Annotated in this window: 28 protein-coding genes; 7 read left to right on the plus strand and 21 right to left on the minus strand. The window is 51.0% G+C overall.

All coding sequences use genetic code 11. From position 1 onward, the window contains the following. Positions 1-118: 118 nt before the first annotated feature. From pdxJ to rpoE, 11 genes are all read right to left on the minus strand, one after another. Entirely contained in the window at positions 119-868 is a 750-nt protein-coding gene (gene pdxJ / locus IEX86_RS00005) for a pyridoxine 5'-phosphate synthase (protein ID WP_188864038.1), read from the minus strand. Positions 869-880: 12 nt separating this feature from the next. Continuing rightward, positions 881-1,555 carry a DNA repair protein RecO gene (gene recO / locus IEX86_RS00010; protein ID WP_188864039.1) on the minus strand — a complete coding sequence of 225 codons (675 nt, stop codon included), beginning with the start codon at positions 1,553-1,555 and terminating at the stop codon, positions 881-883. After that, entirely contained in the window at positions 1,555-2,460 is a 906-nt protein-coding gene (era, locus tag IEX86_RS00015) for a GTPase Era (protein WP_188864040.1), read from the minus strand. Before era ends, recO begins: the two co-directional genes overlap by 1 nt. Beyond that, on the minus strand, positions 2,447-3,136 hold the full coding sequence (gene rnc / locus IEX86_RS00020) for a ribonuclease III (protein WP_188864041.1): 690 nt from the start codon (positions 3,134-3,136) through the stop codon (positions 2,447-2,449). The genes era and rnc overlap by 14 nt, the downstream gene beginning before the upstream one ends. Further along, positions 3,133-3,510 (minus strand): DUF4845 domain-containing protein, encoded by a 378-nt coding sequence (locus IEX86_RS00025; RefSeq protein WP_188864042.1) that lies wholly within the window; start codon positions 3,508-3,510, stop codon positions 3,133-3,135. The genes rnc and IEX86_RS00025 overlap by 4 nt, the downstream gene beginning before the upstream one ends. 13 nt (positions 3,511-3,523) lie before the next feature. Next, positions 3,524-4,378, minus strand: coding sequence for a signal peptidase I (gene lepB, locus IEX86_RS00030; protein WP_188864043.1), 855 nt, complete (start codon positions 4,376-4,378; stop codon positions 3,524-3,526). A gap of 4 nt (positions 4,379-4,382) precedes the next feature. Next, positions 4,383-6,182, minus strand: a complete 1,800-nt coding sequence (gene lepA, locus IEX86_RS00035) for a translation elongation factor 4 (RefSeq protein WP_188864044.1) — start codon at positions 6,180-6,182, stop codon at positions 4,383-4,385. 140 nt (positions 6,183-6,322) lie between these two features. Beyond that, positions 6,323-7,732: a DegQ family serine endoprotease gene (locus tag IEX86_RS00040; protein WP_373290384.1), complete on the minus strand. Its 1,410-nt coding sequence runs from the start codon at positions 7,730-7,732 to the stop codon at positions 6,323-6,325. Positions 7,733-7,949: 217 nt separating this feature from the next. Further along, the gene (locus IEX86_RS00045) at positions 7,950-8,882 is read right to left on the minus strand and encodes a MucB/RseB C-terminal domain-containing protein (RefSeq protein WP_188864046.1); all 933 of its coding nucleotides are present in this window, start codon (positions 8,880-8,882) and stop codon (positions 7,950-7,952) included. Between the two features lie 18 nt (positions 8,883-8,900). After that, entirely contained in the window at positions 8,901-9,497 is a 597-nt protein-coding gene (locus IEX86_RS00050) for a sigma-E factor negative regulatory protein (protein ID WP_188864047.1), read from the minus strand. A gap of 31 nt (positions 9,498-9,528) precedes the next feature. Further along, positions 9,529-10,110, minus strand: coding sequence for an RNA polymerase sigma factor RpoE/AlgU (gene rpoE, locus IEX86_RS00055; protein WP_010797633.1), 582 nt, complete (start codon positions 10,108-10,110; stop codon positions 9,529-9,531). Between the two features lie 335 nt (positions 10,111-10,445). On the opposite strand from rpoE, the gene nadB reads away from it, so the two are divergent. Next, positions 10,446-12,062: an L-aspartate oxidase gene (gene nadB, locus IEX86_RS00060; protein ID WP_188864048.1), complete on the plus strand. Its 1,617-nt coding sequence runs from the start codon at positions 10,446-10,448 to the stop codon at positions 12,060-12,062. On the opposite strand, the gene IEX86_RS24910 is transcribed toward nadB, so the two are convergent. Then, the gene (locus IEX86_RS24910; RefSeq protein ID WP_229685220.1) at positions 12,025-12,477 is read right to left on the minus strand and encodes a protein YgfX; all 453 of its coding nucleotides are present in this window, start codon (positions 12,475-12,477) and stop codon (positions 12,025-12,027) included. The genes nadB and IEX86_RS24910 overlap by 38 nt on opposite strands. Beyond that, on the minus strand, positions 12,461-12,715 hold the full coding sequence (locus tag IEX86_RS00065; protein ID WP_188864049.1) for an FAD assembly factor SdhE: 255 nt from the start codon (positions 12,713-12,715) through the stop codon (positions 12,461-12,463). The genes IEX86_RS24910 and IEX86_RS00065 overlap by 17 nt, the downstream gene beginning before the upstream one ends. A 148-nt stretch (positions 12,716-12,863) precedes the next feature. Here IEX86_RS00065 and ygfZ point away from each other — a divergent pair, with 148 nt between their 5' ends. Both ygfZ and IEX86_RS00075 read left to right on the plus strand, forming a co-directional pair. After that, positions 12,864-13,802, plus strand: coding sequence for a CAF17-like 4Fe-4S cluster assembly/insertion protein YgfZ (ygfZ, locus tag IEX86_RS00070; RefSeq protein WP_188864050.1), 939 nt, complete (start codon positions 12,864-12,866; stop codon positions 13,800-13,802). 33 nt (positions 13,803-13,835) lie between these two features. Next, complete coding sequence (locus IEX86_RS00075) at positions 13,836-14,672, plus strand: HDOD domain-containing protein (RefSeq protein WP_188864051.1); 837 nt, start codon at positions 13,836-13,838, stop codon at positions 14,670-14,672. On the opposite strand, the gene tctE is transcribed toward IEX86_RS00075, so the two are convergent. Beyond that, positions 14,666-16,084 carry a two-component system sensor histidine kinase TctE gene (tctE, locus tag IEX86_RS00080; RefSeq protein ID WP_188864733.1) on the minus strand — a complete coding sequence of 473 codons (1,419 nt, stop codon included), beginning with the start codon at positions 16,082-16,084 and terminating at the stop codon, positions 14,666-14,668. The two genes, IEX86_RS00075 and tctE, sit on opposite strands and share 7 nt — an antisense overlap. Before the next feature lie 52 nt (positions 16,085-16,136). Next, positions 16,137-16,808 (minus strand): two-component system response regulator TctD, encoded by a 672-nt coding sequence (gene tctD / locus IEX86_RS00085; RefSeq protein WP_188864052.1) that lies wholly within the window; start codon positions 16,806-16,808, stop codon positions 16,137-16,139. Positions 16,809-17,175: 367 nt separating this feature from the next. Here tctD and IEX86_RS00090 point away from each other — a divergent pair, with 367 nt between their 5' ends. From IEX86_RS00090 to IEX86_RS00105, 4 genes are read left to right on the plus strand one after another with little or no spacing between them, the layout of a single operon-like run. Beyond that, a complete protein-coding gene (locus IEX86_RS00090; RefSeq protein WP_188864734.1) occupies positions 17,176-18,159 on the plus strand; it encodes a Bug family tripartite tricarboxylate transporter substrate binding protein in 984 nt (327 codons plus the stop codon). A gap of 45 nt (positions 18,160-18,204) precedes the next feature. Next, entirely contained in the window at positions 18,205-18,663 is a 459-nt protein-coding gene (locus IEX86_RS00095; protein WP_188864053.1) for a tripartite tricarboxylate transporter TctB family protein, read from the plus strand. A 1-nt stretch (position 18,664) separates the two neighbouring features. Continuing rightward, entirely contained in the window at positions 18,665-20,182 is a 1,518-nt protein-coding gene (locus IEX86_RS00100) for a tripartite tricarboxylate transporter permease (protein WP_188864054.1), read from the plus strand. Positions 20,183-20,201: 19 nt separating this feature from the next. Then, on the plus strand, positions 20,202-21,254 hold the full coding sequence (locus IEX86_RS00105) for an AbrB family transcriptional regulator (protein WP_229685221.1): 1,053 nt from the start codon (positions 20,202-20,204) through the stop codon (positions 21,252-21,254). Here IEX86_RS00105 and IEX86_RS00110 read toward each other — a convergent pair. The 6 genes from IEX86_RS00110 to IEX86_RS00135 form a co-directional block, all read right to left on the minus strand. After that, complete coding sequence (locus tag IEX86_RS00110) at positions 21,251-22,036, minus strand: class I SAM-dependent methyltransferase (protein WP_188864055.1); 786 nt, start codon at positions 22,034-22,036, stop codon at positions 21,251-21,253. The two genes, IEX86_RS00105 and IEX86_RS00110, sit on opposite strands and share 4 nt — an antisense overlap. Positions 22,037-22,096: 60 nt before the next feature. Beyond that, positions 22,097-22,789, minus strand: coding sequence for an extensin-like domain-containing protein (locus tag IEX86_RS00115; RefSeq protein ID WP_188864056.1), 693 nt, complete (start codon positions 22,787-22,789; stop codon positions 22,097-22,099). Between the two features lie 31 nt (positions 22,790-22,820). Continuing rightward, positions 22,821-23,678 (minus strand): DUF72 domain-containing protein, encoded by an 858-nt coding sequence (locus IEX86_RS00120; protein ID WP_188864057.1) that lies wholly within the window; start codon positions 23,676-23,678, stop codon positions 22,821-22,823. 5 nt (positions 23,679-23,683) lie between these two features. Continuing rightward, positions 23,684-24,040 carry a hypothetical protein gene (locus IEX86_RS00125; protein ID WP_188864058.1) on the minus strand — a complete coding sequence of 119 codons (357 nt, stop codon included), beginning with the start codon at positions 24,038-24,040 and terminating at the stop codon, positions 23,684-23,686. Between the two features lie 160 nt (positions 24,041-24,200). Then, entirely contained in the window at positions 24,201-24,878 is a 678-nt protein-coding gene (tsaB, locus tag IEX86_RS00130; protein WP_188864059.1) for a tRNA (adenosine(37)-N6)-threonylcarbamoyltransferase complex dimerization subunit type 1 TsaB, read from the minus strand. Positions 24,879-24,974: 96 nt separating this feature from the next. Beyond that, positions 24,975-25,163: a CsbD family protein gene (locus IEX86_RS00135; protein ID WP_188864060.1), complete on the minus strand. Its 189-nt coding sequence runs from the start codon at positions 25,161-25,163 to the stop codon at positions 24,975-24,977. Positions 25,164-25,252: the final 89 nt, after the last annotated feature.

Here is a 25,252-nt window from a genome sequence, read left to right on the forward strand (position 1 = left end):
CCGCTACCATCAGGTCTGGACCTGAACACTACCAGACAGCTAAGTCATTGATTTACAAGACTTTTTGCCGTTCCGTTGCAGCGGAAGTGGGCGCATTATAGGCCTATGAATCAGCAGGTCAAGTTTTATTTTGAAGGTAGGCAAATTGAATCAAAGCCCTCATCTCAGCTACCGCCTGCTTAAAGCCTACAAACAAGGCATGGGCAACGATTGCATGACCGATATTTAGCTCGTTAATACCTGGGATTAAGGCAATTGACTCAACATTATGGTAATGCAATCCATGGCCAGCATTAACTATCAATCCCCTAGACACTCCTGCTTCCACTCCCTTTCTTATACGCTCAAGCTCAACGGATAAACCATCCTCATTAACAGCATCGGCATATCGCCCAGTATGAAGCTCAATAGCAGGCGCCCCTACTCTCGCAGCGGCTTCTATCTGCTGCTGATCAGCATCAATAAAAAGCGATACCTGACAGCCTACGGATGCAAGCTTATTAATAGCTTCTTTTACCCGAAGCTCCTGCGCTAGAACATCCAGGCCGCCTTCGGTTGTCAGCTCCTCTCTCCTTTCGGGCACAAGGCAGACGTGTTCAGGCTTGATCTCACAAGCAAAATCCAGCATGGACGGCGTCATAGCGATTTCAAGGTTCATCCGCGTCTGGAGTGCAGCTTTGAAAAGACGAACATCACGCTCTTGAATATGCCGACGATCCTCACGCAAGTGCAGCGTGACTCCATCTGCCCCTGCCTCCTCAGCATCAAGCGCTGCCTTAAGAGGATCGGGATAACGTGTCCCACGTGCCTGACGTAACGTTGCTACATGATCGATGTTTACGCCTAATAAAGGTCGATTAGCAGACATCACTTTAAATTCTCACTTAAGAAACAGTTCACGACTAATAAGCGGTTTGCCGCTGAGTAGCGGAGCGTAAGCTTGGCGCATTAGCCGCTTAGCTGACTTAAGCACACCTGCTTCGCTCCAGTCGGCTCCAGATAACGCTAGCAATTCACTTCCGTGAAATGCGCCAGGCTGATATGAAGGAATGCACTCAAGCCCTTCATCTGGAGCGAATCGGTAGATGCTTTTTGGATCTATTGCGTTTCCGTGACTATCTACTTCTAATGAAAAGCCGTAACCCAGCTCGTCCAGAAACGTCCACTCGAAATTTCTTAGCGGCGGCTCTACATCCTTACCAGCGCTTAAGGCAAGCAAGGTATTTGCATACTGATGAAATATTGCAGGGTGCGGCTCTTCAGGCAGCAAAAGACGCACTATTAGCTCATTGAGATAAAGGCCGCTGAACAAGGCATCTCCGCTTAAGAGAAAGGGTGGAGCCAAAGGCTCTACTCGATGAACCGTCTTAAGCTCGGTACGCCCACGAAATTGGCCTTCAAATAGCTGAAATAGACGGACAACACTACCAGATTTTCCACGAGCGCCTCGGTAGACCGCTCGAAACCTTCCACGTATTGAAAAAAAGTCTACGAGCGTACTACTCTCTCGAAAAGGTCGAGTATGAAGAACAAAGACCTTTTCAGGTTCCTGCATCAAAGATCTGCATATCCTAAAGAGCGAAGCGCGCGTTCATCATCTGACCAACCGCTCTTAACTTTAACCCATAGATTCAACATGACCTTTGAATCGAACAGTACTTCCATGTCCTTACGTGCATCCTGTCCAATTCGCTTGATCCGCTCGCCAGCATTTCCGATCAGTATTTTTTTCTGACCGTCACGCTCTACCAGAATCAGTGCATGTATATGCAGCACCTTACCCTGTTGTTTGAACTCTTCAATTTCAACGGTGACTTGGTAAGGTAGCTCAGCGCCCAACTGGCGCATGATTTTTTCTCTTACCAGCTCTGCAGCCAAGAATCGACTGCTGCGATCAGTCAGCTGATCTTCTGGAAAAAAATGCTCTTCTTCAGGTAAACGCTCTGCTACTAGCTTTTCAAGCGCTTCAAGATTCACACCATTTTGAGCAGAGATAGGAATAACTTCCGCCTCAGGCAACTGCTCAGAAAGCCATTTCAATTGAGGGAGAAGTTCCGCTTTGTCCTCCATGCGGTCGGTTTTATTAACCGCCACAATAACTGGGCATTTGACATGACGGACCCGCTCAAGAACGAACTCGTCCTCTTCTGTCCAGCGCATACGATCTACTACAAAAATCACTACATCCACATCTTTGAGAGCCGCAGATGCAGTTTTATTCATATAGCGATTAAGTGCTTTTTGATTTTCTTTGTGGATACCTGGTGTATCGACATAAACCGCTTGAACATCTCCTTCTGTTTTGATGCCCAACAATGTGTGACGAGTTGTTTGAGGCTTCCGGGATGTAATAGCTAGCTTCTGACCTAAAATATGGTTCAGCAGAGTAGATTTGCCTACGTTGGGCCGCCCAACGATAGCAACGTAACCACAACGGGATACCGGTTCAGTCATGGCCATTTTCTACTCCTAAAGCAATTAACGCGGCTGTTGCAGCTATTTGTTCAGCAATTCGACGACTAGGCCCTTGGCCACTGGTTTTTTCGCTCAGCATTGATATATCGCATTCAACGAAAAAGACGCGGCAATGAGGCTCACCCTCGATCGCAACGACATCGTATTTGGGCAACTCACATCCTCGAGCTTGCAAGTATTCCTGAAGACGTGTCTTAGGATCCTTATTAGTATCGACTGGTGTAAGTTCACGAAGTTGCGGCCCAAGCCAAGCCATAATCCGGTCCCTGGCTGCCTCCATTCCGGCATCCAAATAGATAGCGCCTATGAGCGCTTCCATTGCATCAGCCAAAATAGACTCGCGGCGAAAACCACCACTTTTTAGTTCACCCGAACCCAACCGGAGGTAATCTCCAATCTCAAAGCTACGAGCCAGTACAGCCAACGTTTCCCCTTTCACTAGCCTTGCTCGCAAGCGAGAAAGCTGACCTTCACGAGCCTGAGGAAAGTATTGATAGAGCGCTTCACCAATTACGAAATTGAGAATGGCGTCTCCTAGAAACTCAAGACGCTCATTGTTCTTGCTGGCGAAGCTGCGGTGAGTGAGAGCCAGAACCATTTGGCCCTGGTCTTTAAAGGTGTAACCGAGCCGACGCTCGAGACGATCTAAGGGTGAATTCACGGGATACTTATACGGTAGTCGCGTTCAAAATGAACCACTAGATCAATATTACGAATCAAGGGCTCACGTTTTTCATAATTCAGGTGGATGAGAAATCTATTGTCCTCAGTCTTTACCTGCATGGCTTTATTAAGCTCAATATCGTTAATGCTATTGACCTGCATACCCTTGCTTACGTACGAATACACATCGGGCACGCTGCGAATGTTCATGGCTTTCTCATTCTCTATGGATGTGATGATTTTGGTCATCGCCTGATAATCCAGATAATGAGGAATTAGCTTGAAAGCTGTGCTTGCCAAGAAGGCAATGATGCACAGCATCAACAGCCAGCCTATGAAGGAAAGTCCTTTTTGCCTGTGCGACATAGACATGACGCATTCCTTTTTAATGAATGATCCCTACACGGGAAAAGTTAGGTAGATTCTTAACTTTTGGATCCGGCCAGCTCATCCAGACGGCAAACGCTTTGCCCACGATATTTTTGTCAGGAACCATGCCGAGCAGCTCGTGAGGAATGCCCGGGTCGTTCCAATAGCGACTGTCATTAGAGTTATCACGGTTGTCACCCATCATGAAGTAGTGACCAGCCGGTATCGACCACTGACTATCAGCCGGCAAGTTATAGCGCGTCATTTCCTCACGGATAACGTGCTCTACCTGACCTAACTTTTCCTTATATAGCTTTGCACTGCCTAAAGAGCCTGGCTCCTCTCCGATCAGCTGTTTAGAAACCAGTTGGCCATTAACAAAAAGCTGCTTATCAGGAGTATAGCGAATGGTGTCACCCGGCAAGCCAATGACGCGCTTGATGTAATTGACGGATGGATCACTGGGATAGCGAAACACCATGACATCGCCACGCTGCGGATCCCCAACTGGAATAACCTTGGTATCGATCACCGGCAAACGAATCCCATAAGCGAATTTGTTTACGAGGATAAAGTCGCCTACTTCCAATGTAGGTTTCATTGAGCCCGAAGGAATCTGAAAAGGCTCTACCAGAAAAGATCGCAAGATTAGAACGATGGCAAGCACAGGAAAGAAAGATTTACCGTACTCAATCAGCAGTGGCTCTTTTTTCAAGTTATCCAAAGCAACTGGATCGGGCTCGGTAACCTGCCCTTCGTATGTCGCAATTCTGGTGCGGCGGCGCGGCGCCAGAAAGATAAGATCAAACAGTGCCAAACCACCACACACTGCGACAGCGATAACCAAAAGCAAAGGAAAATTGAATGACATATTCTCAGCTATCCACCTTAAGTACAGCCAGGAAGGCCTCTTGTGGAATTTCCACACTACCCACCTGCTTCATGCGCTTCTTACCTGCTTTCTGCTTTTCCAGCAATTTGCGCTTACGAGAAACGTCACCACCGTAACACTTAGCCAATACGTTCTTACGTAATGCTTTAACAGTAGTCCGCGCTACAATTTGCCCACCAATAGCCGCCTGAATTGCTACATCAAACATTTGGCGCGGAATCAGCTCTTTCATCTTTTCTGTTAGAGCGCGGCCCTTGTGATGGGCCTTATCACGATGAACAATCAATGCCAGTGCATCGACCTTTTCACCGTTGATAAGAACATCAAGCTTGACCAAGTTAGCAGTCTCAAAACGATCGAAACTGTAGTCCAGCGAAGCATAGCCACGGCTAACCGACTTGAGGCGATCGAAAAAGTCCAAGACCACTTCATTCATAGGCAGATCATAGCTAACCTGGACCTGGCTGCTAAGGAACTGCATATCTCGCTGTACACCCCGCTTTTCAATACACAGGGTTATGACGTTGCCCAAGTGCTCTTGAGGCACAAGAATATTGGCACGCACAATCGGCTCACGCATTTCTGCAATAGAAGCAAGATCAGGCAGTTTTGAAGGATTGTCGACGTATACGGTTTCGCCACTCTTAACTACGACTTCAAACACCACAGTGGGCGCGGTCGTAATCAGGTCAAGATCATACTCGCGCTCCAGACGCTCCTGGATGATCTCCATATGGAGCATACCCAAGAAACCGCAGCGAAAGCCGAAGCCCAACGCTTCCGAGCTTTCGGGCTCATACTGCAATGAGGCATCGTTAAGCGTTAGCTTTTGTAGCGCTTCACGGAAGTCTTCAAAATCATCCGAACTGACCGGGAACAGGCCAGCATAAACCTGTGGCTTAACCTTTTGGAACCCAGGCAGCATTTCTACATCAGGTGTATTTGAGAGCGTCAGTGTGTCACCTACTGGCGCGCCAAGGATTTCCTTGATGCCTGCAATGATAAAGCCTACTTCGCCTGCCTTAAGGTCCTTCATCTCAGTATGTTTGGGTGTAAAAACACCCACGCTATCTACCTGATGTATCTTGCCAGTAGATTTTACCAAGATCTTGTCGCCCTTCTTTACGCGTCCGTGCTTAACGCGCACTAAAGAGACTACACCCAAGTAGTTATCAAACCAGGAGTCAATGATGAGCGCCTGCAAAGGCGCCTCGATCTCGCCCTCCGGGGGAGGGATCACTTTTACCAAGCGCTCCAACACATCAATAACACCCATGCCGCTCTTGGCACTACACGGCACGGCATCAGTGGCATCGATACCAATAATGTGTTCAATCTCGGCCTTAACGCGCTCAGGCTCGGACTGAGGCAAGTCCATTTTGTTAAGCACAGGCATCACTTCGAGGCCCTGCTCAATGGCCGTGTAGCAGTTAGCTACCGATTGAGCCTCAACCCCTTGGGCCGCATCAACAACCAGTAGGGCACCTTCACAGGCAGCTAGGGAACGGCTTACCTCATAGGTGAAATCGACATGTCCTGGAGTATCAATGAAGTTGAGCTGGTAGGTCTTACCATCCTGGGCTTTGTAGTGCAGCGTCACACTGTGAGCCTTAATGGTAATTCCGCGCTCGCGCTCGAGGTCCATGGAGTCCAGTACCTGGGCTTCCATTTCGCGGTCGGACAGGCCGCCGCACATTTGAATAAAGCGGTCGGCTAACGTCGACTTGCCATGGTCAATGTGGGCAATGATGGAAAAGTTACGGATATGACTGAGGTCACTCACGGATCAACACTCGAAAGGCCAGCAGCGGAATGCCCGCTGGAAAAAATAGCCTGGGAGTTTACCCGATAGTATGGAAACCCGTCACGCACGGACTTACATAAGGTAATAAGGCGAGGTATTTCTACCTCGCCTTATCGGCCTTACTTCGGCAGCCTAAAGGTAATAAAACTGGCTCGACCGTCACGCATGACACGCATGGAAATGGACTTGTCAGCAGGTAATTTCTTGACTGTATCCTGGAACTGGCGCGCCGATACAACAGGCTGATTATTCAAATGAGTAATCACGTCACCCGGCCTCAGACCAATCATGGCAGCCGGACCGTCCGTTACCTGCTTGATCACTATACCGCTTTGCAATTGAAGGCTTTTCTTCTGATCGTCAGTCAGCTCAGCAACGGCGATCCCCATTCGATTGCTGCTACGTTCAGCACCAGGCTGACCTGATGCGGCAATGGAATCATCATCAGGCATATCGCCGACTTTAACCGATACTGTCTTGCGAGCACCCTCACGTACGATATTCATTTCAGCAGCACTGTCAGGCTTCAAATTGCCAATGAGATGTGGAAGATCGGCCGACTGAATGATCTGCTGTCCGTTCACTGAAAGGATGACATCTCCAACCTTCAAACCACTTTTAGCTGCTGGTCCGTTCTCCAAAACCTGGGCGATTAGAGCGCCTGCTGGCTTCTCTAAGCCGAAAGACTCGGCTAGGTCTTTATCTACCTCTTGGATGACAACGCCCAACCAACCACGGGTAACCTTACCCTCTGTACGCAGCTGATTAGCCACATTCATGGCAACATCAATCGGAATGGCAAAAGACAATCCCATAAAGCCACCCGAACGCGTAAATATCTGAGAGTTAATGCCGACGACCTCACCACTAAGGTTAAACAGCGGACCGCCAGAATTACCCGGATTGATAGCTACATCAGTTTGGATAAAAGGAACATAATTCTCGTTTGGCAAACTACGCCCTTTGGCGCTAACAATCCCTGCCGTTACAGAATGATCGAACCCGAAAGGTGAGCCAATAGCCAATACCCACTCACCCACCTTGAGCTTTTCGGAGTTACCTAATTTAACAATTGGAAGATCCTTGGCATCAATCTTTAACAATGCCACATCCGTGCGCGGATCAGCGCCAATCAACTTGGCAGTGTGATCACTTCTATCAGAGAGACGCACAATAATCTCGTCTGCATCAGCTACCACATGGTTATTCGTTAACACATAACCATCAGCCGAAATAATAAAGCCAGATCCTAAAGACTGAGCCTCACGCTGACGACTATCTGGCCCCTGGGGCATCTGGGGAATACTACGCTCGAAAAATTCGCGAATACCTGGTGGCAGTCCTTCAAGATCAGGCATGGACATAGTGCCGCCACGGCGGGTCGGCAGGTTTTGGCGAGTACTGATATTAACGACAGCAGGGCTTGCCGATTCTACCAACGATGTAAAATCAGGAAGATTCGCATGGGCTACTAGCGATACACCTAGCGCCCAAGCCGCCATCAAGGCTACCAGGTAATGTTTAAACATTCGCATGAAATACAGCTCCCGTTCTTTCAGGGGACAGACAGATAGTGCTAATAGTTAGCTTTCACCAAGCAATGGCACAGTAACCATCACATTTCTACTTCCGGCAGCAAACAAGCCGCCGCAAAAGAGTCGTTTGACGAAATAACATAGAAAAGCTGAATGTTTCCTGATACGAGTTATGAGTATCAGGAAACACGTCTATCCTAGCGGTATAGACTTAGTCTGGCCGTACAGATAAGGCGATGCGTTCAGCTGTACCCGCTGGGATTTCACCAACAACAGTAATCAATACATCTTTGTCTGATGGATTGATACGCTTGGATACGACACTGGTAGGACCGAACTGGTTTCGGCTATCAGCTGTAGCAGTTTGGCTATCGGAGTCAACAAATACTGAGAAGTTACTTAGGCCGTCACTATACAGAAGGTACTGTACAGGCCTCCCTTCTCCACCCGCTTGCCAACTTTTCAATGATCGAATTCGCTCAAAGCCAGAGGGAAGCCAAGAGGCTCTCCACGTAGCCTGATCCACATGACTTATTTCTTCGGCCTCTACTCTAGGAGCACAATCTGCTTTGGAAGCAAGTTCCTCAGCACTTGACGAAAGCGATGAATAAGTAATGTACTGCAATCTTTCTAAAGCATTGCCTTTCTGATCAAAAGTAGTCGACTTAAGCATTTGCCCGGTCGATTTACTTAACTGCATCTCATAAGCGTATCGATAGGGATCTTTAGGCATAAAGGCAACAACATCTGTCGCGTTGTCTGCAACACGAGACTCACCGAGATGCTTGATTGTATAGCCTTTATTGATCTGCTCAGGCTTTAATTTAGGGGCAAGTGTCTTTGCCACATCAGCCTGATCATCTGCCGAGGTACTGCAAACGATACGATTATTATCGCGCACTACCTCATAAGGAGTACCGTCAAGTCGATAAAGACGTTCTTTAACATCTCCATTTGAATCGACTTTTCTGGCTATATGATGGGAGGTCAAATGCCCATTGCTTTCATAAATAAAAGCACCTTGGGAATTGACCTTGTCACTGATTGAAAGCTTATTCAACCAATCCATTGATTCGACGGCTTGCGCTGATTGAGTCATCAGCAACAAGCCGCCTATTCCATATATAACTGGAGCAAACCGCATGCTCTTCCTTATCAGGTATTAACGAGTTTCTGCGTTAGCACCACGTGCATAGGGAAGCGCGGAACCTTCAACGCTGTTAAAAGTAGCTTGCTGTGCGTGCTGACGAATATAGCCAGGCAACTGAGAGTCAGCCGCTGCTGAATTAGCCGCTTTAGACTCAGCGCTCTGAGCACTTTCTTCACTGTAATTAGCCAACACTGCCGGGCTTTGCACCTGCGGTATGCTAATAGGTGCCGGTGCTTGCTGTGCCATCTGCTGAGTAGCATCTTCCTGGTTATACAAGCGCACGCCTGCTAACACAGCTACCGTAACAGAAGCAGCAACAGCTACTCGACTAATTGCACTCCAACGGCTCACTTTAGGCTTAACAGAGGCAGCCGGAGTAGTCACTGGCGCTTCTTCGTTAGCCAACGCAGCAGATACTGCTGATGCAATATCAAGCTTTGGCATAATGGGCTCGTTGCGAATGACTGCGCGAGCCATTGCATAACGGGACCATGTAGCACGGAGTTCAGGGTCCTCGCTTGTTGCAGCAAGTATACGTCTGACTTCCAATTCGTCCGCTTCGTTATCCATAACAGCGGACAGTGATTCCAGCAGAGCTTCACGATTCATATCAACCTCTCTCATAGCTGTCGCCGCTGTCTCATGCTTCTCGCAACAAAGGTTGCAAGGCTTTATCGATGGCTTCCCGCGCACGGAATATGCGCGAGCGTACTGTACCTACTGGACACTGCATCACGTTTGCAATGTCCTCATAACTAAGACCTTCAAATTCACGCAAAGTTAGTGCAGTTCGTAAATCTTCTGGTAATTGCTGAATAGTACGATGAACGGTGCTTTCAATCTCATCCCGAAGCAACGACCTCTCAGGCGACTCGATATCTTTTAGAGCATGATCGCCTTCGTAAAATTCGGCATCTTCTGCGCTTACATCGCTGTCTGGTGGACGACGACCGCGAGCAACCAAATGATTCTTAGCTGTGTTTATCGCGATACGATACAGCCAGGTATAAAACGCACTGTCACCGCGAAAATTTCCTAAAGCGCGATAGGCTTTGATGAAAGCCTCTTGCGCGACGTCCTGCGCTTCCTGGGTGTCGTGCACAAAGCGCACAATCAACCCTAAAATCTTGTGCTGGTATTTCAGCACCAGGAGATCAAATGCACGCTTATCGCCTCGCTGTACGCGCTCGACAAGCTGCTGATCCTGTTCCTGGGTTTGCATGGGAGCTCCTTGTTGATTCCGAAGGAGACCCGCTTCACCCTTCTCATCCTGTTGTTTGGATAGACCAGGGTGCTGCGTAAAAGTTCTCCCCACGGCAGATATCGGGCGAACCTTGTCTTCGATTCGCTGATCGGTAAGCCGGTCTTCCGCCGACACCCGCTGATAACTATTAGCAGTCATTCCACTATTCATTCTTTCGGCCACTTTTTACTGTCCGTGTGGAAAATTATCCTCACATGGACGACTCATGGCCCTATAAAGTTCCTTCCTCCATAGAATAGCGTTGCCATTACGCGAGTTAATCGTACAGTCAAACCAACAAAAAGAGACAACACATGGGCCAACACATCAATCATGATGTTTTGATCATTGGCAGCGGAGCGGCTGGCCTTACGCTGGCACTGACCTTGCCTTCGCATCTTCGAATAGCAGTCCTTAGCAAGGGCGATCTATCTAACGGGTCAACTTACTGGGCGCAAGGGGGCGTAGCCGCTGTACTGGATGAGGACGATACCGTCGACGCCCATGTTACAGATACCCTGATAGCCGGGGCAGGATTATGCAATGAACAGGCTGTGCGTTTCACGGTAGAAAGAAGCCGTGAGGCCATGGAATGGCTCATTGACATGGGCGTTCCGTTTACCCGACATGAAGGAGGCGTAGAGAAAAAGTTTCCGCTCCATTTGACTCGTGAAGGCGGACATAGTCATAGGCGAATCATCCATGCTGCAGATGCAACTGGAGCTGCCATATTCGATACGCTACTGGCTGCTGCCAAACAACGTCCCAATATTCATTTGCTTTCGCAACAGGTTGCAGTCGATCTCATTACGGGCCGCAAAATAGGCCTGGAGCCTAACAGCTGTTTAGGCGCTTATGTGCTTGATCGCAGCACTGGCGAGGTTGATACCCACGGGGCACGCTTCACTGTGCTGGCAACTGGCGGAGCCAGCAAGGTATATCTATACAGCAGCAATCAGGACAGCGCCTGTGGGGACGGTATCGCCATGGCATGGCGCGCTGGCTGCCGTATTGGCAATATGGAGTTCAACCAATTTCACCCTACCTGCCTTTATCATCCACAAGCACGTAACTTCCTGATTACGGAAGCCTTGAGAGGTGAAGGAGCACTCCTGAAGTTGCCTAATGGTGAACGATTCATGCCGCGCTTCGATGAGCGAGCCGAGCTGGCACCACGTGACATTGTGGCTAGAGCTATCGACCATGAGATGAAGCGGCTTGGCATTCCCTATGTTCATCTCGATATCAGTCACAAACCGGTCGACTTCATTACTACTCATTTTCCTACCGTACATGAACGATGCCTAAGCTTAGGCCTTGATATCTGCAAGGAGCCTATTCCGGTCGTCCCCGCTGCACACTACACCTGCGGCGGCGTATGCGTGGATGAAAACGGAAGGACTGATTTACCTGGACTTTATGCTATCGGGGAGACGAGTTTCACTGGGCTCCACGGTGCCAACCGAATGGCCAGCAATTCGTTGCTTGAATGTTTTGTTTATGCACGGTCAGCTGCCGGACATATTGAGCACCAGCTCTCAAAGACAAAACATCCGCTTCCCCTTCCCGACTGGGACGCAAGCCAGGTAACCGACTCGGATGAAGATGTGATCATTACGCACAATTGGGAAGAGTTGCGCCGCTTTATGTGGAACTATGTAGGCATTGTCCGGACCGACAAGCGACTACAGCGCGCCTATAACCGCATACAGCTTCTGATGAAAGAAATAGATGATTTCTACAGCAATTACAGAGTGAGCCGTGACTTGATCGAGCTTAGAAACCTCGCTCAAGTAGCAGAACTGATTGTCCGCTCCGCTATGCAACGCAAGGAGAGCCGAGGCCTGCACTACACACTGGACTACCCCAGGCTGAGCAATCAAGCGCAGGACACTATTCTGGTGCCGCCCAACGTCGCTGCGCAAATTTGAGTCTGACACGCAGACGCCGGTGAGCATCTGGCGTCATGGCGTCTGATGGAATACAGACTGCGTGAGTCCGCCTTCCTTTTATATGTCTGTATCGCAGCACAATAATAAGTGGCAGCGCCACACTGTCTCTGCATAGCTGAACAGGATGCCACCCTTGCTTTGGAGACCATAACTGCCAACCGGTCTCATCGTGCTTCAGGCGACGCGGCTCATTTGGCTTGCGCAACAATATGGCTCCTGGAATCACCCAGGCGGCATGGCAGGCACAAATGAGAGCGCCTATGACAGCCAACCATGCCGGGATGCTGGCTAACAGTAGTGAAATCACGGCTAATAACAGAGCAGCACAGTAGACACAGAGCAAATGCCGAGAATGCTGCCAGTGACATTCAAAGGGCTCAATCCGGCTGGACACGATCCAGAATCATCCGAACGATATATTTTAAGTCGGGATCGTCAGGCTCGCCTCGCTGCATGAACCAGACGAACATATCCTGATCCTCACACTCCAGGAGTTTCTTGAAGCGGTCCTGATCCTGTGGGTTCAGCGAAGGGTAAACCTCCTGAACGAAGGGTACCAGCAACACGTCCAGCTCAAGCATGCCACGGCGGCTGTGCCAGAAAAGTCGCTTGAGTTCAGTTTCATCTGTCATGGTGGCTCCTTAAAGTTGGCCGCATTATAGGCGAGTTCATCAAATTGCTCAGCTCTACCCTGCAGGAAAGCATCTTGTTGTTATGGCAACTGACAAGAGCACGCCTGCGTTCTATGATGAGCGTTCATTCTCTTGCCTATGATGCTCTATGGCTGACTCCTTATTTTTTTGCTCACTGACTCATGAAGGCGTTCTGGCGATTCGCGGAGCCGACGCCGGAAAATTTTTGCAAGGACAAGTGACTTGCAATATCAATTACCTCAACACAGAAGCATCTAGCCTGGGCGCACGCTGTACGCCTAAAGGAAGAATGGTTTCGAGCTTTCGCATCGTGCAGATTCAGGAAGGTTACCTGCTGGCGATGGCGAAGGAGCTGGTGGAGCCACAGCTAACGGATCTGAAGAAATACGCGGTATTTTCCAAGTCGACCCTGGCAGACGAAAGTACTGAGTGGATGCGATTCGGCACGAGTATGGAGACGGTGCAGAAAGCATTCCCGTCGCTAACGCCTCCTGAACAAACCAATGGGGTGGTTCATTTTGATGGCATGCTAGCGATACGGCTGCCCGGACAGCATGTTGAAATCTGGGCTCCTCACGCCCTCGCCGAGCAGGTACAACAGCAACTAGGCAATGTAGCCCCCGAAGTTACACTGGAGCATTGGCTACTTGGGCAGGTGCGCAACGGCATCGGCCAGGTATTCGGGCCTACACAGGAGCTGTTTATTCCTCAAATGATCAATCTTCAAGCAGTGGATGGCGTCAGCTTTAAAAAAGGCTGCTATACCGGCCAGGAAATTGTGGCGCGTATGCAGTACCTTGGGCGACTGAAACGCCGGTTATATCGACTCACTGTAGATGCCGAGGCGCCAGCGCCTGGTACGGAGCTGTTCTCTCCTGTGCATAACAGCAGCGTGGGAGAAGTGGTATTGGCTGCGCAAGCCGATGGTAAAACAGAGCTTTTAGCAGTTTTACAAATCGATGCGAAAGAAGACGGTCGCATTCATCTCGCATCCAACGAGGGCCCGTTGTGCGAGCTCTTGGATCTGCCTTATGTAATCGATACGGATCGTGAAATACAACGCTGACGTATCAGACGAATGCTTTTCGAGGGACAAATAATGATCATGCTTGCCGAACAGGTAGCTCAAGAGCTCAATGAGGCCATTGAAAACGATCAGCTGGTTTTGCCAACGCTGCCTGAAGTGGCCTTGCGTGTTCGTGAGGCAGCTGAAGACCCGGATGTTACAAGCGCAGACATGGGCAGGCTTATCGGTAACGATACTGCATTGACGGCGCGGATTATCAAAGTAGTAAACAGTCCGCTATTAAGGATCAGTACTGAAATTACGGATCTTCATACTGCCATCAATCGACTGGGCATCAATTACACCTGCAATCTTGCCATCGGACTTGCGATGGAGCAGATGTTCCAGGCTACTACTGACGCGGTTGATCGCAAGATGCGTGAGGTATGGGCCAAAAGTACGGAGATTGCAGGGATCAGTTATGTCCTGTGTAAGCACTTTACTCGACTCTCTCCTGACCAAGCCACGCTGGCGGGTCTGGTACATCAGATTGGTGTGCTTCCCATCCTGACCTATGCCGAAGAACACAGTGCTCTCTTGGCCAACTCGCTTACACTGGATCGTGTAATCGAAGAGATCCATCCCAAGATTGGAAAACGCATTCTGCAAGCTTGGGATTTTCAGGAATCCATTGCCAATGTACCCGAGGATTATCTGAACTTTGAGCGCAACTTACCCAAGGTGGATTACGCCGACATTGTTCAGGTTGCTTACCTGCAAAGCCTTAACGGCACAGAGCACCCGTTAACCAAGCTGGACTGGACACACATTGATTCTTTCAAGAAGTTAGGCCTGGACCCTTCCGTGGACATTAAGGCGGATAAGGATTTAGGGGAAGCCCTGGAGCAGTCAAAGCACTTCCTTCAATAAGCTGTCCAATCGATGTTGGGGATCACACGCTCGTCGGGGAACGTAACCCTTACACGCAGCCCCCCTGCCGCGCCGTCATGTAAAGCGATACTCGCCTGATGAGCGCGGCAGATCTCTCCCACGATAGCCAATCCCAACCCTGCACCGCCTCGCTGAGGATCTAGCCGATGAAAGCGTTCGAATACATGGGCCCGAGCATCAGCAGGAATACCGGGACCGTCGTCTTCAACCTCAAGGATACAGGGCGTCAGCACCCGGATAATGACCGTACCGTTCTCAGACGTATGGACCAGTGCATTATCGATGAGATTCGATAACAGCTCATTAAGCAGAGTTGGCTCTCCTTTTACCCACACTTCAGTTTCCGCCTCTAACTCCAGCGAAACACCTCGTTTATAGGCCAGCGGAGCAAGCGCAAGCCCAAGATCTCTGGCCAATGCGCCTAACTCGATACGCTCTGCTCCGCCTTCAGCAATTGCTTGCGCCCCGCTTTCAATCCTGGCCAAGGACAAAAGCTGGTTAGCAAGGTGGGCCAAACGGTCCGTATTGCGCTGAGCATCCAGGAGTGTCGCACGCCACTGTTGCGGGTCCTGTTCCCGTACGCCTAATTCCAGGCGGGCTTTCAGAGCGGCCAGCGGGGTACGTAATTCGTGCGCAGCGTCAGCAATGAATTGAGCCTGTCGCTCAAAAAGCGCTCGTAGCCTGACGGTAAATTGATTTAACGCACCTACCAGAGGAAATAACTCACGCTGAATTACAACTTTGGGTAACGGTCGCAGATCATCCGCCTGACGCTCTTCCACCGCAGCCCTTAACCGCTCAAGTGGTTGAAGCGCTACGCTCACAACCCACCAGACCAATAGCAAGGCACCGATGGAAAGAAGGCAGAGCCGCAATAAGGTATCGATCAGTAGGCTACGTGCCATGTTTTCACGGGCTTGCTCTGTCTCCGCAACCCGTATCTCAGCCATACCATTCATATTGGTCTCGCTGACAGGCTGCATCAGGCTTACAACCCTTACCCCTTGACCTCGGTAATGGCTGTCATAAAAACGCGCCAAGGCAGGATAATCCTGAGTTAGTGGCGCATCAGGTGGCGGCGCCGGAAGATTTTCGTAACCGGACGTCAGACGTCCCTCGATGTCAAGCACCTGATAATAAATTCGGCCTGCACTGTCATAAGCAAAGGTATCCAGCGCAACGTAAGGGATATCAGCCCTCAAGGTACCATCAGCGGCGGACAACCCGGCTGCAATGGTTCTCGCTGACGCCAAGAGGGTTCGATCATAGGCTGTGTCGGCTACCTGCCGGCCATTGATGTAGGCACTAAGACTACTAACGATTAACAGCAGGGCAAGCAGAGCAGCCAGGCGTCCCAACAGCCGTCCCCGAAGGCTTCCATCAATGACGATACTGCTGTTGGCCTCAGAACTGTCTTGTCTTGCCGATAGGGTTTCTTCCCGCTCAAGCACCTGAAAACTCCAGTAAGTAGCCCAGGCCCCTGAAGGTTATAATGCGAACAGCGCTGGTCTCGAGCTTCTTGCGCAGTCGGTGTATATAGATTTCGATCGCCTCGGGGCTGGCCTCCTCATCCAGGCCAAAAACCTGAGAAGCCAATTGCTCCTTGCTCATGACACGCCCCGGCCGGGCAATCAGGATGCCGAGTACCGCTTGCTCGCGAGAGGTCAGGGTTAGCGGTTCATTATCAAGTGTAAAGCGTCGAGTATTAAGATCATAAACCAGAGGGCCACAACGTTGCTGACGCTCGCCTCCCAGTACGCTACGCCGAAGCAGCGCCTTGACTCGGGCTTCAAGCTCAGTAAGTTCAAATGGTTTGGCGAGGTAATCATCAGCCCCCAAGTTAAGCCCCTGAACCCGATCCTTTACTTCTCCACGTGCCGTCAGCATTAATACTGGCAAGCGATTACCGCGCTCTCGAAGACGGGCCAGAATTTCGAATCCATCCATTCGTGGCAATCCAACATCCAGAATGGCCAATGCGTATTCCTCACTGGCCAGCGCCAGATCAGCCGCAATTCCGTCATTAATGACGTCAACGGTCCAGCCTTCCCCTTTCAGCGCTTGTGCCACGCTTTCAGCCAGCGACAAATGATCTTCGACGAGCAAGATACGCACTCGATTCTCCAGATTCTTGTTAGATCGTCTCAGTGTACCCAGAGCAACAGATAAATGGTCTAGAAGCTTTCAGATTGAAAGCTTCGTGAAAGCTTGTACCACTACGATCAATCTAATAAGGCCTTCTACCTGTGAAAGGCCGCTACAAAAACAACAAAACGGACTTAGATCATGCAGACCAGTCGGCGTCCTTGCCCTGCCTTGCCCTGCCTTGCCCTGCCTTGCCAGAAACTTCCCTACCTGCGCATTTACATCAACGTTCAAGCGCTCTTTCTATTTACGTATCCGCTTTTAACTGAAGCAACTCTGTTTCAGGAACGGCATCAGTTCGTCCTGCTGTAGTTCTGCACTATAAAAACAAAAGGAGATAATCATGGCTTTATCCTTACGTCCCCTAGCAGTTACTGCTGTATGCGCCCTGCTCTCTACTCAACTGATGGCAGAGCCAAAACGTCCCGAATGTATTGCGCCGGCCTCGCCTGGTGGCGGCTTCGACCTGACATGCAAACTTGCTCAGAGCGCCCTGGTAAATGCCAAGCTGCTAGAGAAGCCCATGCGTGTGACCTACATGCCTGGCGGCGTAGGCGCGGTGGCTTACAACACAGTCGTCGCGCAACGACCAAAGGACGGAGGAACAATCGTTGCCTTCTCAAGCGGCTCCTTGCTCAATCTGGCGCAAGGCAAGTTTGGTCGCTTCGATGAAAAAGCAGTCAGATGGCTGGCAGCAGTAGGAACAAGTTACGGCGCCATCGCAGTGAAGAGCGACTCCCCTTACAAAACTCTTGGTGATCTGGTCGAAGCCCTGAAAAAGGATCCGAGCAAAGTTGTCATTGGTTCGGGCGGAACCGTTGGTAGTCAGGATTGGATGCAGACAGCCCTTGTTGCCAAAGCAGCTGGCATCAATCCACGCGACCTGCGTTACGTCTCATTAGAAGGGGGCGGTGAAATCGCAACGGCCTTGTTGGGTGGCCACATTCAGGTGGGCAGTACGGATATTTCCGACTCCATGCCGCACATTGAAAGCGGTGACATGAGAATCCTTGCGGTATTTTCCGAAAACCGCCTGAATGAGTCTGCCATGGCTGATATCCCTACAGCTCGCGAACAAGGGTATGACATCGTATGGCCGGTAGTTCGCGGTTACTACCTTGGCCCAAAAGTCAGTGATGAAGACTACAACTGGTGGAAGGCCTCCTTCGACAAGCTGCTGGCCTCTGATGACTTCGCCAAGTTACGCGATCAGCGCGAGCTTTTCCCTTTCGCCATGACTGGCAGCGAACTGGATGCCTACGTACAAAAAGAAGTCGCCAAGTACCGTGGCATGGCCAAAGAGTTTGGCCTGATCCAATAACGCTACCTGACGCTCCGCCTGAGCGGAGCGTCCGAGGGAAATGCCATGCTTTTTCAACGCCTCTTTCTGGGTGTCTGGCTAATTGCCGGCCTGGTCATGATGTACCTTGCCTTGGATTACCAAGCGCCCTTTTCCTACGAGCCGGTTGGCCCACGTGCCTATCCAATGTTGATGCTGGGATTGATGTCAGCAGGGTTGGCCTATCTTTTGATCAAGCCGACGCCGATCGACCACGCTCATGACGAAAAGCCCATGGATGCGCCCACTGCGCGCAAGGTAGTCAGCTGCATTCTTCTGCTCCTGGCTTATGCGCTGCTATTCGAGCCGTTCGGCTTTGTGCCCAGCAGCATCGTTGCAGGTTTTTTATTTGCTCGACTCTACGGTGGGCGCTGGTTGCCCAGCCTTGTAACCAGCATTGTCATGTCTATCTGCCTATACATCCTGTTCGATCGCATTCTGGACGTCCCGCTGCCATTGGGCATCCTAGACGGCCTGGAGATTTGAGATGGAAACCCTGAATTTTCTTGCCCAAGGCTTCGGTGTCGCCTTGACACCTACCAACCTTATTATTGCATTGGTCGGCACACTGATCGGAACCGTGGTTGGTCTGCTCCCTGGCCTCGGCCCTATCAACGGGGTCGCCTTGTTGATTCCGGTAGCCTTTGCACTAGGCCTACCCCCTGAGTCAGCCTTGATTCTTTTGGCTGCGGTTTACCTTGGTTGTGAATATGGCGGCCGTATCTCGTCGATCCTGCTGAACATTCCTGGTGAAGCCTCAACGCTCATGACCACTCTGGACGGTTATCCGTTAGCCCGAAAAGGCTTGGCTGGCGTTGCTTTATCCCTGTCAGCATGGAGCTCCTTTATTGGCGCTTTTATTGCCACATGCGGCATGGTGCTTTTTGCTCCGCTGCTTGCCAAATGGGCGATTGCCTTTGGCCCTGCCGAATACTTCGCCCTGATGGTATTTGCGATCGTTTGTCTGGCCGGCATGGCGGGAGACAAACCCATCAAGACCCTTGTCGCCTCGCTGCTTGGCCTTTTCCTGGCTGCTATAGGCATTGATGCCAACAGTGGCGTTTATCGTTTTACGTTCGACAGCATTCACCTGGCTGACGGTATTCAATTCGTTGTACTGGTCTTGGGTCTGTTCTCGGTAAGCGAAGTGTTATTACTGCTCGAGAAGACCCATCACGGCCAGGATGCGGTTAAAGCCACAGGCCGCATGTTGTTCAACTTTCGTGAAGCCAAGTCGGTATTTCTAACCAACCTGCGCTGTGCGGTAAGCGGCTTTGTCATGGGCGTACTGCCCGGTGCCGGAGCAACACTTGCCAGTGCCCTCGCCTACATGACAGAAAAACGCATGGCAGGTGAAAAGGGAGAGTTTGGTAAGGGAGACCTGCGTGGTCTTGCTGCACCGGAAACGGCCATTGGCGCATCCTGCTGTGGCGCCATGATTCCCATGCTAACCCTGGGTGTTCCAGGATCGGGTACTACCGCGGTCATGATTGGCGCCCTCACGCTGTACAACATTACCCCTGGCCCGCTTCTGTTCCAAAATGAACCTACGCTCGTCTGGGGTTTGATTGCTTCGTTGTTCATCGCGAACGTGATGCTGCTCATTCTGAACGTACCGATGATCAAGGTCTTTACCAAGATCCTGGCCGTACCAAACTGGGCGCTGGTACCTATCATCGCCATCATCACGTCAATCGGCGTTTATGCTGTACATGCCACGACGTTTGACCTGATCCTCATGGTCATTATCGGGATCCTTGGATACATCCTACGCAAGCTGGATTTCCCACTGTCACCCTTACTGTTGGGTTTCATCCTGGGCGGCTTGATGGAGCAGAACCTGCGGCGGGCACTGTCAATCTCCAACGGCAGCATGGACATTCTCTGGTCCAGTGGCATTAGCCAGGTGGTATGGCTGCTAGCCATCGTTATGCTGATCCTGCCCATGATTCGAATCTGGCGTCGTCGCTCTCTTCGCCGTAAAGCCCATATGGCCAACGTGTGACAGAGGCAAAAGCGATACAGTGAAGCGCTCTTATCACACGTTAGCCGCTTCGCTCCGGTTGTGGTGGGTGACTCCCCTGGCCGGAGCATTGGGCGGATACCTGGCCAGCCTTGCGCACTGGCCTCTACCCTGGATGATTGGCTCGCTCCTGGGCGTCATAGCCATCCGCTGTTGCGGCTGGCTAACCCAGGAGATGCCTCATGCCCGCAAGGGAGGCCAATGGGTAATTGCTACAGGTATCGGCCTTCACTTCAACCAGGCCATTGTCGAACAGATTGCAACGCATGCTCTGGTTATCGTATTGGGTACTGTTTTAACTGTAACCGCCAGCGTGATAGGCATCGTTTTATTGCGACGCAGTGGTGAAGATCGCGCTACTGCCTTTTTTGCCAGCATGCCAGGCGGCGCAAATGAAATGGTTAATCTGGCCAAGCGAAACGACGCCATCCTGGCCCGGGTAGCCGCCGCCCAAAGCTTGAGGATGGTTTTTGTTCTACTCAGTGTGCCGGCAGCCTATAAATATCTATTTGCAGGCGAGTCTCCTGTCGCTCTGCATGCTGTTGAAGTCAATTATTTCTGGTTACTGCCCATTATGTTGGTTGGCGCAGGCTTGGCGTTCATCTTTCAAAAGCTGCGACTGCCTAATGCATGGCAGTTGGGTGCCCTGCTGGTTAGCATTGCTACCAGCGTGACATTTAATCTAAATATCGGTTTGCCTGCAGGCGCAGGTGATGTTGGTCAATGGCTAATCGGGAGTTCATTAGGTTGTTATTTTGATCGCCCCTTCTTTCGCCAGGCGCCAGCCTTCATGGCACGCACAGTCCTGGCTACACTTATGGCTATCCTCATTGCTGCTCCCATTGCAGCCGGGCTGGGCTGGCTGACAGAACTCGACGCTCGCTCGCTGCTGCTAGGGATGGTACCGGGCGGCATCGCTGAGATGAGCCTCACGGCCGAGGCACTGCACTTAATGGTGCCATTAGTAACAGCCATGCAGGTGCTGCGCTTACTACTGGTCCTCTTTCTTGCGCAGCCGGTCTACCGACTATGGTTACGCCGAGTGGCTAACTAGTCTTTACCCAATGCTTTTTTAGGATAGATGTCATACCGGCTGGACTTGCCATCCAGACTATAGCTAGGTTTGGCACCTTCAATGGGAGGTGCCTTGCGCGGACGCTTAACCACCACGCGATGAGTGGCAAGTCTAAGAGCTGCCTCAAGCAGGGCGGGTGCATCGGGATCATCACCTACCAGTGGGCGAAAGATACGCATCTCTTTTTTTACCAAGGCAGACTTATCGCGATGAGGAAACATGGGATCAAGGTAAATAACCTGAGGCGCCTCGCTCATCTGTTGCATCAGCTCAATGGCATTTCCTTTGAGAAGTGTCATGCGTGCCACGATAGCACCAACCTCCTCATCGTATGCAGCACGGCGAAGGCCATCTTCAAGCAAAGCTGCAATCAAAGGTTGGCGCTCAACCAATCTGACCGTGCAACCCAGTGTGGCAAGTACGAACGCATCACGGCCCAGACCAGCCGTAGCGTCCAGAACACTAGGACGGATACCTGTTCCAACACCGACTGCTTTGGCAATCATTTGCCCACTGCCGCCTCCAAAGCGCCGACGGTGAGCCGCTGCGCCCTCTAGAAGATCGACCCGTACAGGCCCCGGCGCATCGGGACCACGCTGAACCAGTTGAAGCCCTGAATCACCCAACTGAAGCGCAAAGTCGGTTTCAGGCTCCTGGGAGACCGGCAAATTTAACTGCAAGCCTAGGGCATGTGCCTGATCCTGCCATAAAGCATTGAGGGATTGGATAGAAACGGCAGCAGTACTGGGATCGATAGTCATGGCAAGAAAGATGGACGGGCAAAAACGGCATTCTGCCAGAGCGCTGGCAGATAGGCACGTTTAGCGGCAGACATGGAAACCGCCCATATCAAGATGAAAGTGATCATAGTGCGCCCTGTTGTAATCAGGAGACAGTGTCGTATTGAAGGATTTACAGGCGCCCTCTCGGAGTAAACGTAAAAAGCGGGCCTTGTTGTCATCCCCTTTCCAATCACGAGCGACCGTAATGCGCTGTCCGTTTTCCAGGCGAAAACCTGCAAGGTCTAAAGCATTGGCTGTGGCATGCTCGCTACGACGGGCATTGGTACGGTTGTAAATGTTGCGGCAGGCGAAACTTCCAAAATGTTCGACACTGGCGACACGCTGACCGAAGACTGCTTCTGCCGCTGGCTGCAGCGTGTGCAGCTCGAACAAGGCATAGGCTGTAGCCAAAGGGCAAGTTGCCAGAAAGCTGCCGCTAAAGGCTACATCGGAGCGCTGGACCCTAACTACATTTTCCAAGGGACACTGCTTGCTACCTGCATTGGCAGGCATCTGCGCATAGCGTAAGGGTGAGGTCTGCAGCGCCTGAGCGCAAAGCTCAGGATCGTGCTGCAATCTCATTAACTTGTAGCGCGTCAGAAGATTAGGCGGCTGCCTTATATCAAGCGGCTTGAACGGATTCCACTGGGTGGGAACACGAATCCAGTCATAAGCCAAGCCAATCCCGGCGGTAATAGCGGCCAAGCACAGTAGAGCGAATACGTAACGCATACCTGTCCTGACGGTTAAAGGTCATGACCCACTAAAGCAAACCTAGTTGCTCGACAGGCTCAGCCATGACTGGCAGTGGTGGCAGTTCCGGCAGGCGCTCTTGAAGCTGCGCGTGAAAACGCATGGCTAGCTCAGGTGCATGCCGATTGTCAGGTGTATGCAGGAAAATATAAGGAGTACGCCCCTCTTTGATCCATTCTGCAAATTTGTTCACCCAAGGCTCTAGATAGGTGTCGTTAGCTTCAAGTTCCAGACGGCCAATGAAGCGAATCTGCGGCGAGCCGGTAAAAGCAGGGACACGAACAGGGACGCGAGGCTTTTTTGCCTGTGCGTCTCGAATGACCTCGGATACAGGCGCGCTGCTAAACAATGCACGTGAATCCAACCCAATACGCTCTACATTTCTTTCCATCAGCAAATTATTGAGCTCACGCTCAGCCATGCCTTTGCTGAAAAAATCGTCGTGCCGTACCTCTACAGCAACACGCCCAGAGGACGGTAGCGCATCGAGGAAATCAGCCAGTTCTGTTAATCGCCTTGGGCCAAAACTGGAAGGGAACTGAAGCCAATACGGACTGACACGCGTTCCCAAAGGAGACAGCAACTGCATGAAGGAATGAGCCTGTGACAGGCAGGCCCTCAAATCACCATCATGACTGACTTCACGGGGAAACTTGGCGCAGAAACGGAAGTGATCAGGCATTAACTCGGCCCAGCGCGCCACCGTCTCAAGGGAGGGCTCAGCATAGAAGGTTGTGTTTCCTTCTACAGCATTAAACACTTGAGCATAGCGTGGAAGAAATTCCGAAGCACGTGTGGAAGCCGGATAGAGCGAGCCACGCCAGTGAGGATCACTCCACGACGGGCAGCCAATATAGTAAGGCAGCATTGGATTTAGACGTATAAGTCCAGGCCTACTACCTGAGCAGCTCCAGTATCTCGTGGCAGCATGGCAATACTGTCATAACTGGCAATAGCACGCGCGCTACGGGCGCTGATTGACTGTTCATAGAGAACGTACTCTCGAGCAGTCAATAACTGAGCATCGCTTGTAATCTCATCGCCTGGCTGGGCCGACTCGACCCGACGGATCAGCGGCGCATTGCCCAATCCCTGCGAAGAGGTATTGCCTGCAACAGGTTGCTCACGGCGGACCTCTTCTTCATGTTGTATCTCATGATATGAGCTGTCCGCCCGATTACGACCGGGACGATCAAGCGAATAAGAAGAGGTATAGCTATCGATACGCATGATTAATGCCCTTTTGCCAGTATCAACACTGTATGGGATTGTCCGCTTCTAGCAAACAATCCCTAGTACCACACGGGCTATGAAATCAACAGTCTGTCTAGTTGACCTCGCTAGCACCGCAGGGTTTTACCGCTTGTCGATTACTGCTGTCGAGGCTAGCTCAACGTGACTGCTTAGGCGTGGCAACTTGATCACGCAAATAGACAGGTTGCGCCTCCTCTGCTGGAACGGCGTCCCCGCGAGTCCAAGCCGGTACCGCCAGTGTCAGGATATCTTTAGCATGAGGCAAAAGATTACTGTCGGTCTCTGTAACAGGTACTACCATTCGGCCAACATAACTCCAACCTGTGCCTGCGCCAAACCATTCCCCGGTAGCTGTTTCCGGCAGATAAACCTGTTCAGGAGGAAGCACCGCTTCAGCTCCTGTTAACTGCATGACCTCTTGCTCCAGGCGATAACAGCCCCAATACACTTCGTCCATACGTGCATCAATAGCAGCCGCCACCTGATTCACACCACGTTCCCGGTAAGCCCGCTGCGCCAGCGCAGCCAAATTGGAAACGGGCAGTACGGGGCGATCCAGGCCAAACGCCAAGCCTTGAACAACACCGATTGCAATTCGTACGCCTGTAAATGCACCAGGGCCGCGACCAAATGCAATGGCATCCACCGCTGACAATGCAATCTCCGACTCAGCCATGAGTTCCTGAATCATAGGCAGCACTTTCTGCGCATGCATTCGAGGAATAACCTCATAGCGGCACATGACGCTTCCCTCATGCAGGAGCGCAACAGAACAGGCTTCGGTAGCAGTATCAATGGCCAACAGCGTAGGCATCAGTGGTTATCCAGACAGAACAGCAAAGTCTGCCAGTATAAGTTCCAGAAACGACAACGGCCATCCGAAGATGGCCGTTGATCAAATCTCTATGACTTACAAGTTGCCGGCTTTCTTAACGCCATCTTTGACGTCGCCGACTACTTTCTGGCCCTTGCCCTTGATCTCTTGGGCATCGCCTTCGTTTTTAAGATGCTGGTTATCCGTTGCGTCACCTACACCTTGCTTGGCTTTGCCCGCTACTTCATTTGCAGTGCCTTTAATCTTATCTGTTGTGCTGCTCATAGCGTTCTCCTAATTTCATTGTGTACATAATTACGACACAGCCTGGGAAAGGAGAGTTCAACTATTCTTATGTGGCTTAGTAACCTTTT

Origin of the sequence: Pseudomonas asuensis (assembly GCF_014646755.1) — a bacterium.
GTDB lineage: Bacteria > Pseudomonadota > Gammaproteobacteria > Pseudomonadales > Pseudomonadaceae > Chryseomonas > Chryseomonas asuensis.

Bases quoted from the DNA above. Each gene is read 5' to 3' on its own strand.
- IEX86_RS00135 (WP_188864060.1), bottom strand. From the start codon at position 25,163: ATGAGCAGCACAACAGATAAGATTAAAGGCACTGCAAATGAAGTAGCG.
- IEX86_RS00045 (WP_188864046.1), bottom strand. From the start codon at position 8,882: ATGCGGTTTGCTCCAGTTATATATGGAATAGGCGGCTTGTTGCTGATG.
- recO (WP_188864039.1), bottom strand. From the start codon at position 1,555: ATGCAGGAACCTGAAAAGGTCTTTGTTCTTCATACTCGACCTTTTCGA.
- IEX86_RS00075 (WP_188864051.1), top strand. From the start codon at position 13,836: ATGATCATGCTTGCCGAACAGGTAGCTCAAGAGCTCAATGAGGCCATT.
- lepB (WP_188864043.1), bottom strand. From the start codon at position 4,378: ATGTCATTCAATTTTCCTTTGCTTTTGGTTATCGCTGTCGCAGTGTGT.
- IEX86_RS00110 (WP_188864055.1), bottom strand. From the start codon at position 22,036: ATGACTATCGATCCCAGTACTGCTGCCGTTTCTATCCAATCCCTCAAT.
- IEX86_RS00100 (WP_188864054.1), top strand. From the start codon at position 18,665: ATGGAAACCCTGAATTTTCTTGCCCAAGGCTTCGGTGTCGCCTTGACA.
- IEX86_RS00120 (WP_188864057.1), bottom strand. From the start codon at position 23,678: ATGCTGCCTTACTATATTGGCTGCCCGTCGTGGAGTGATCCTCACTGG.
- IEX86_RS00115 (WP_188864056.1), bottom strand. From the start codon at position 22,789: ATGCGTTACGTATTCGCTCTACTGTGCTTGGCCGCTATTACCGCCGGG.
- IEX86_RS00125 (WP_188864058.1), bottom strand. From the start codon at position 24,040: ATGCGTATCGATAGCTATACCTCTTCTTATTCGCTTGATCGTCCCGGT.
- era (WP_188864040.1), bottom strand. From the start codon at position 2,460: ATGGCCATGACTGAACCGGTATCCCGTTGTGGTTACGTTGCTATCGTT.
- nadB (WP_188864048.1), top strand. From the start codon at position 10,446: ATGGGCCAACACATCAATCATGATGTTTTGATCATTGGCAGCGGAGCG.
- tsaB (WP_188864059.1), bottom strand. From the start codon at position 24,878: ATGCCTACGCTGTTGGCCATTGATACTGCTACCGAAGCCTGTTCTGTT.
- IEX86_RS00095 (WP_188864053.1), top strand. From the start codon at position 18,205: ATGCTTTTTCAACGCCTCTTTCTGGGTGTCTGGCTAATTGCCGGCCTG.
- rpoE (WP_010797633.1), bottom strand. From the start codon at position 10,110: ATGCAAACCCAGGAACAGGATCAGCAGCTTGTCGAGCGCGTACAGCGA.
- ygfZ (WP_188864050.1), top strand. From the start codon at position 12,864: ATGGCTGACTCCTTATTTTTTTGCTCACTGACTCATGAAGGCGTTCTG.
- IEX86_RS00050 (WP_188864047.1), bottom strand. From the start codon at position 9,497: ATGAATCGTGAAGCTCTGCTGGAATCACTGTCCGCTGTTATGGATAAC.
- pdxJ (WP_188864038.1), bottom strand. From the start codon at position 868: ATGTCTGCTAATCGACCTTTATTAGGCGTAAACATCGATCATGTAGCA.
- IEX86_RS00065 (WP_188864049.1), bottom strand. From the start codon at position 12,715: ATGACAGATGAAACTGAACTCAAGCGACTTTTCTGGCACAGCCGCCGT.
- IEX86_RS00040 (WP_373290384.1), bottom strand. From the start codon at position 7,732: ATGTTTAAACATTACCTGGTAGCCTTGATGGCGGCTTGGGCGCTAGGT.
- IEX86_RS00025 (WP_188864042.1), bottom strand. From the start codon at position 3,510: ATGTCTATGTCGCACAGGCAAAAAGGACTTTCCTTCATAGGCTGGCTG.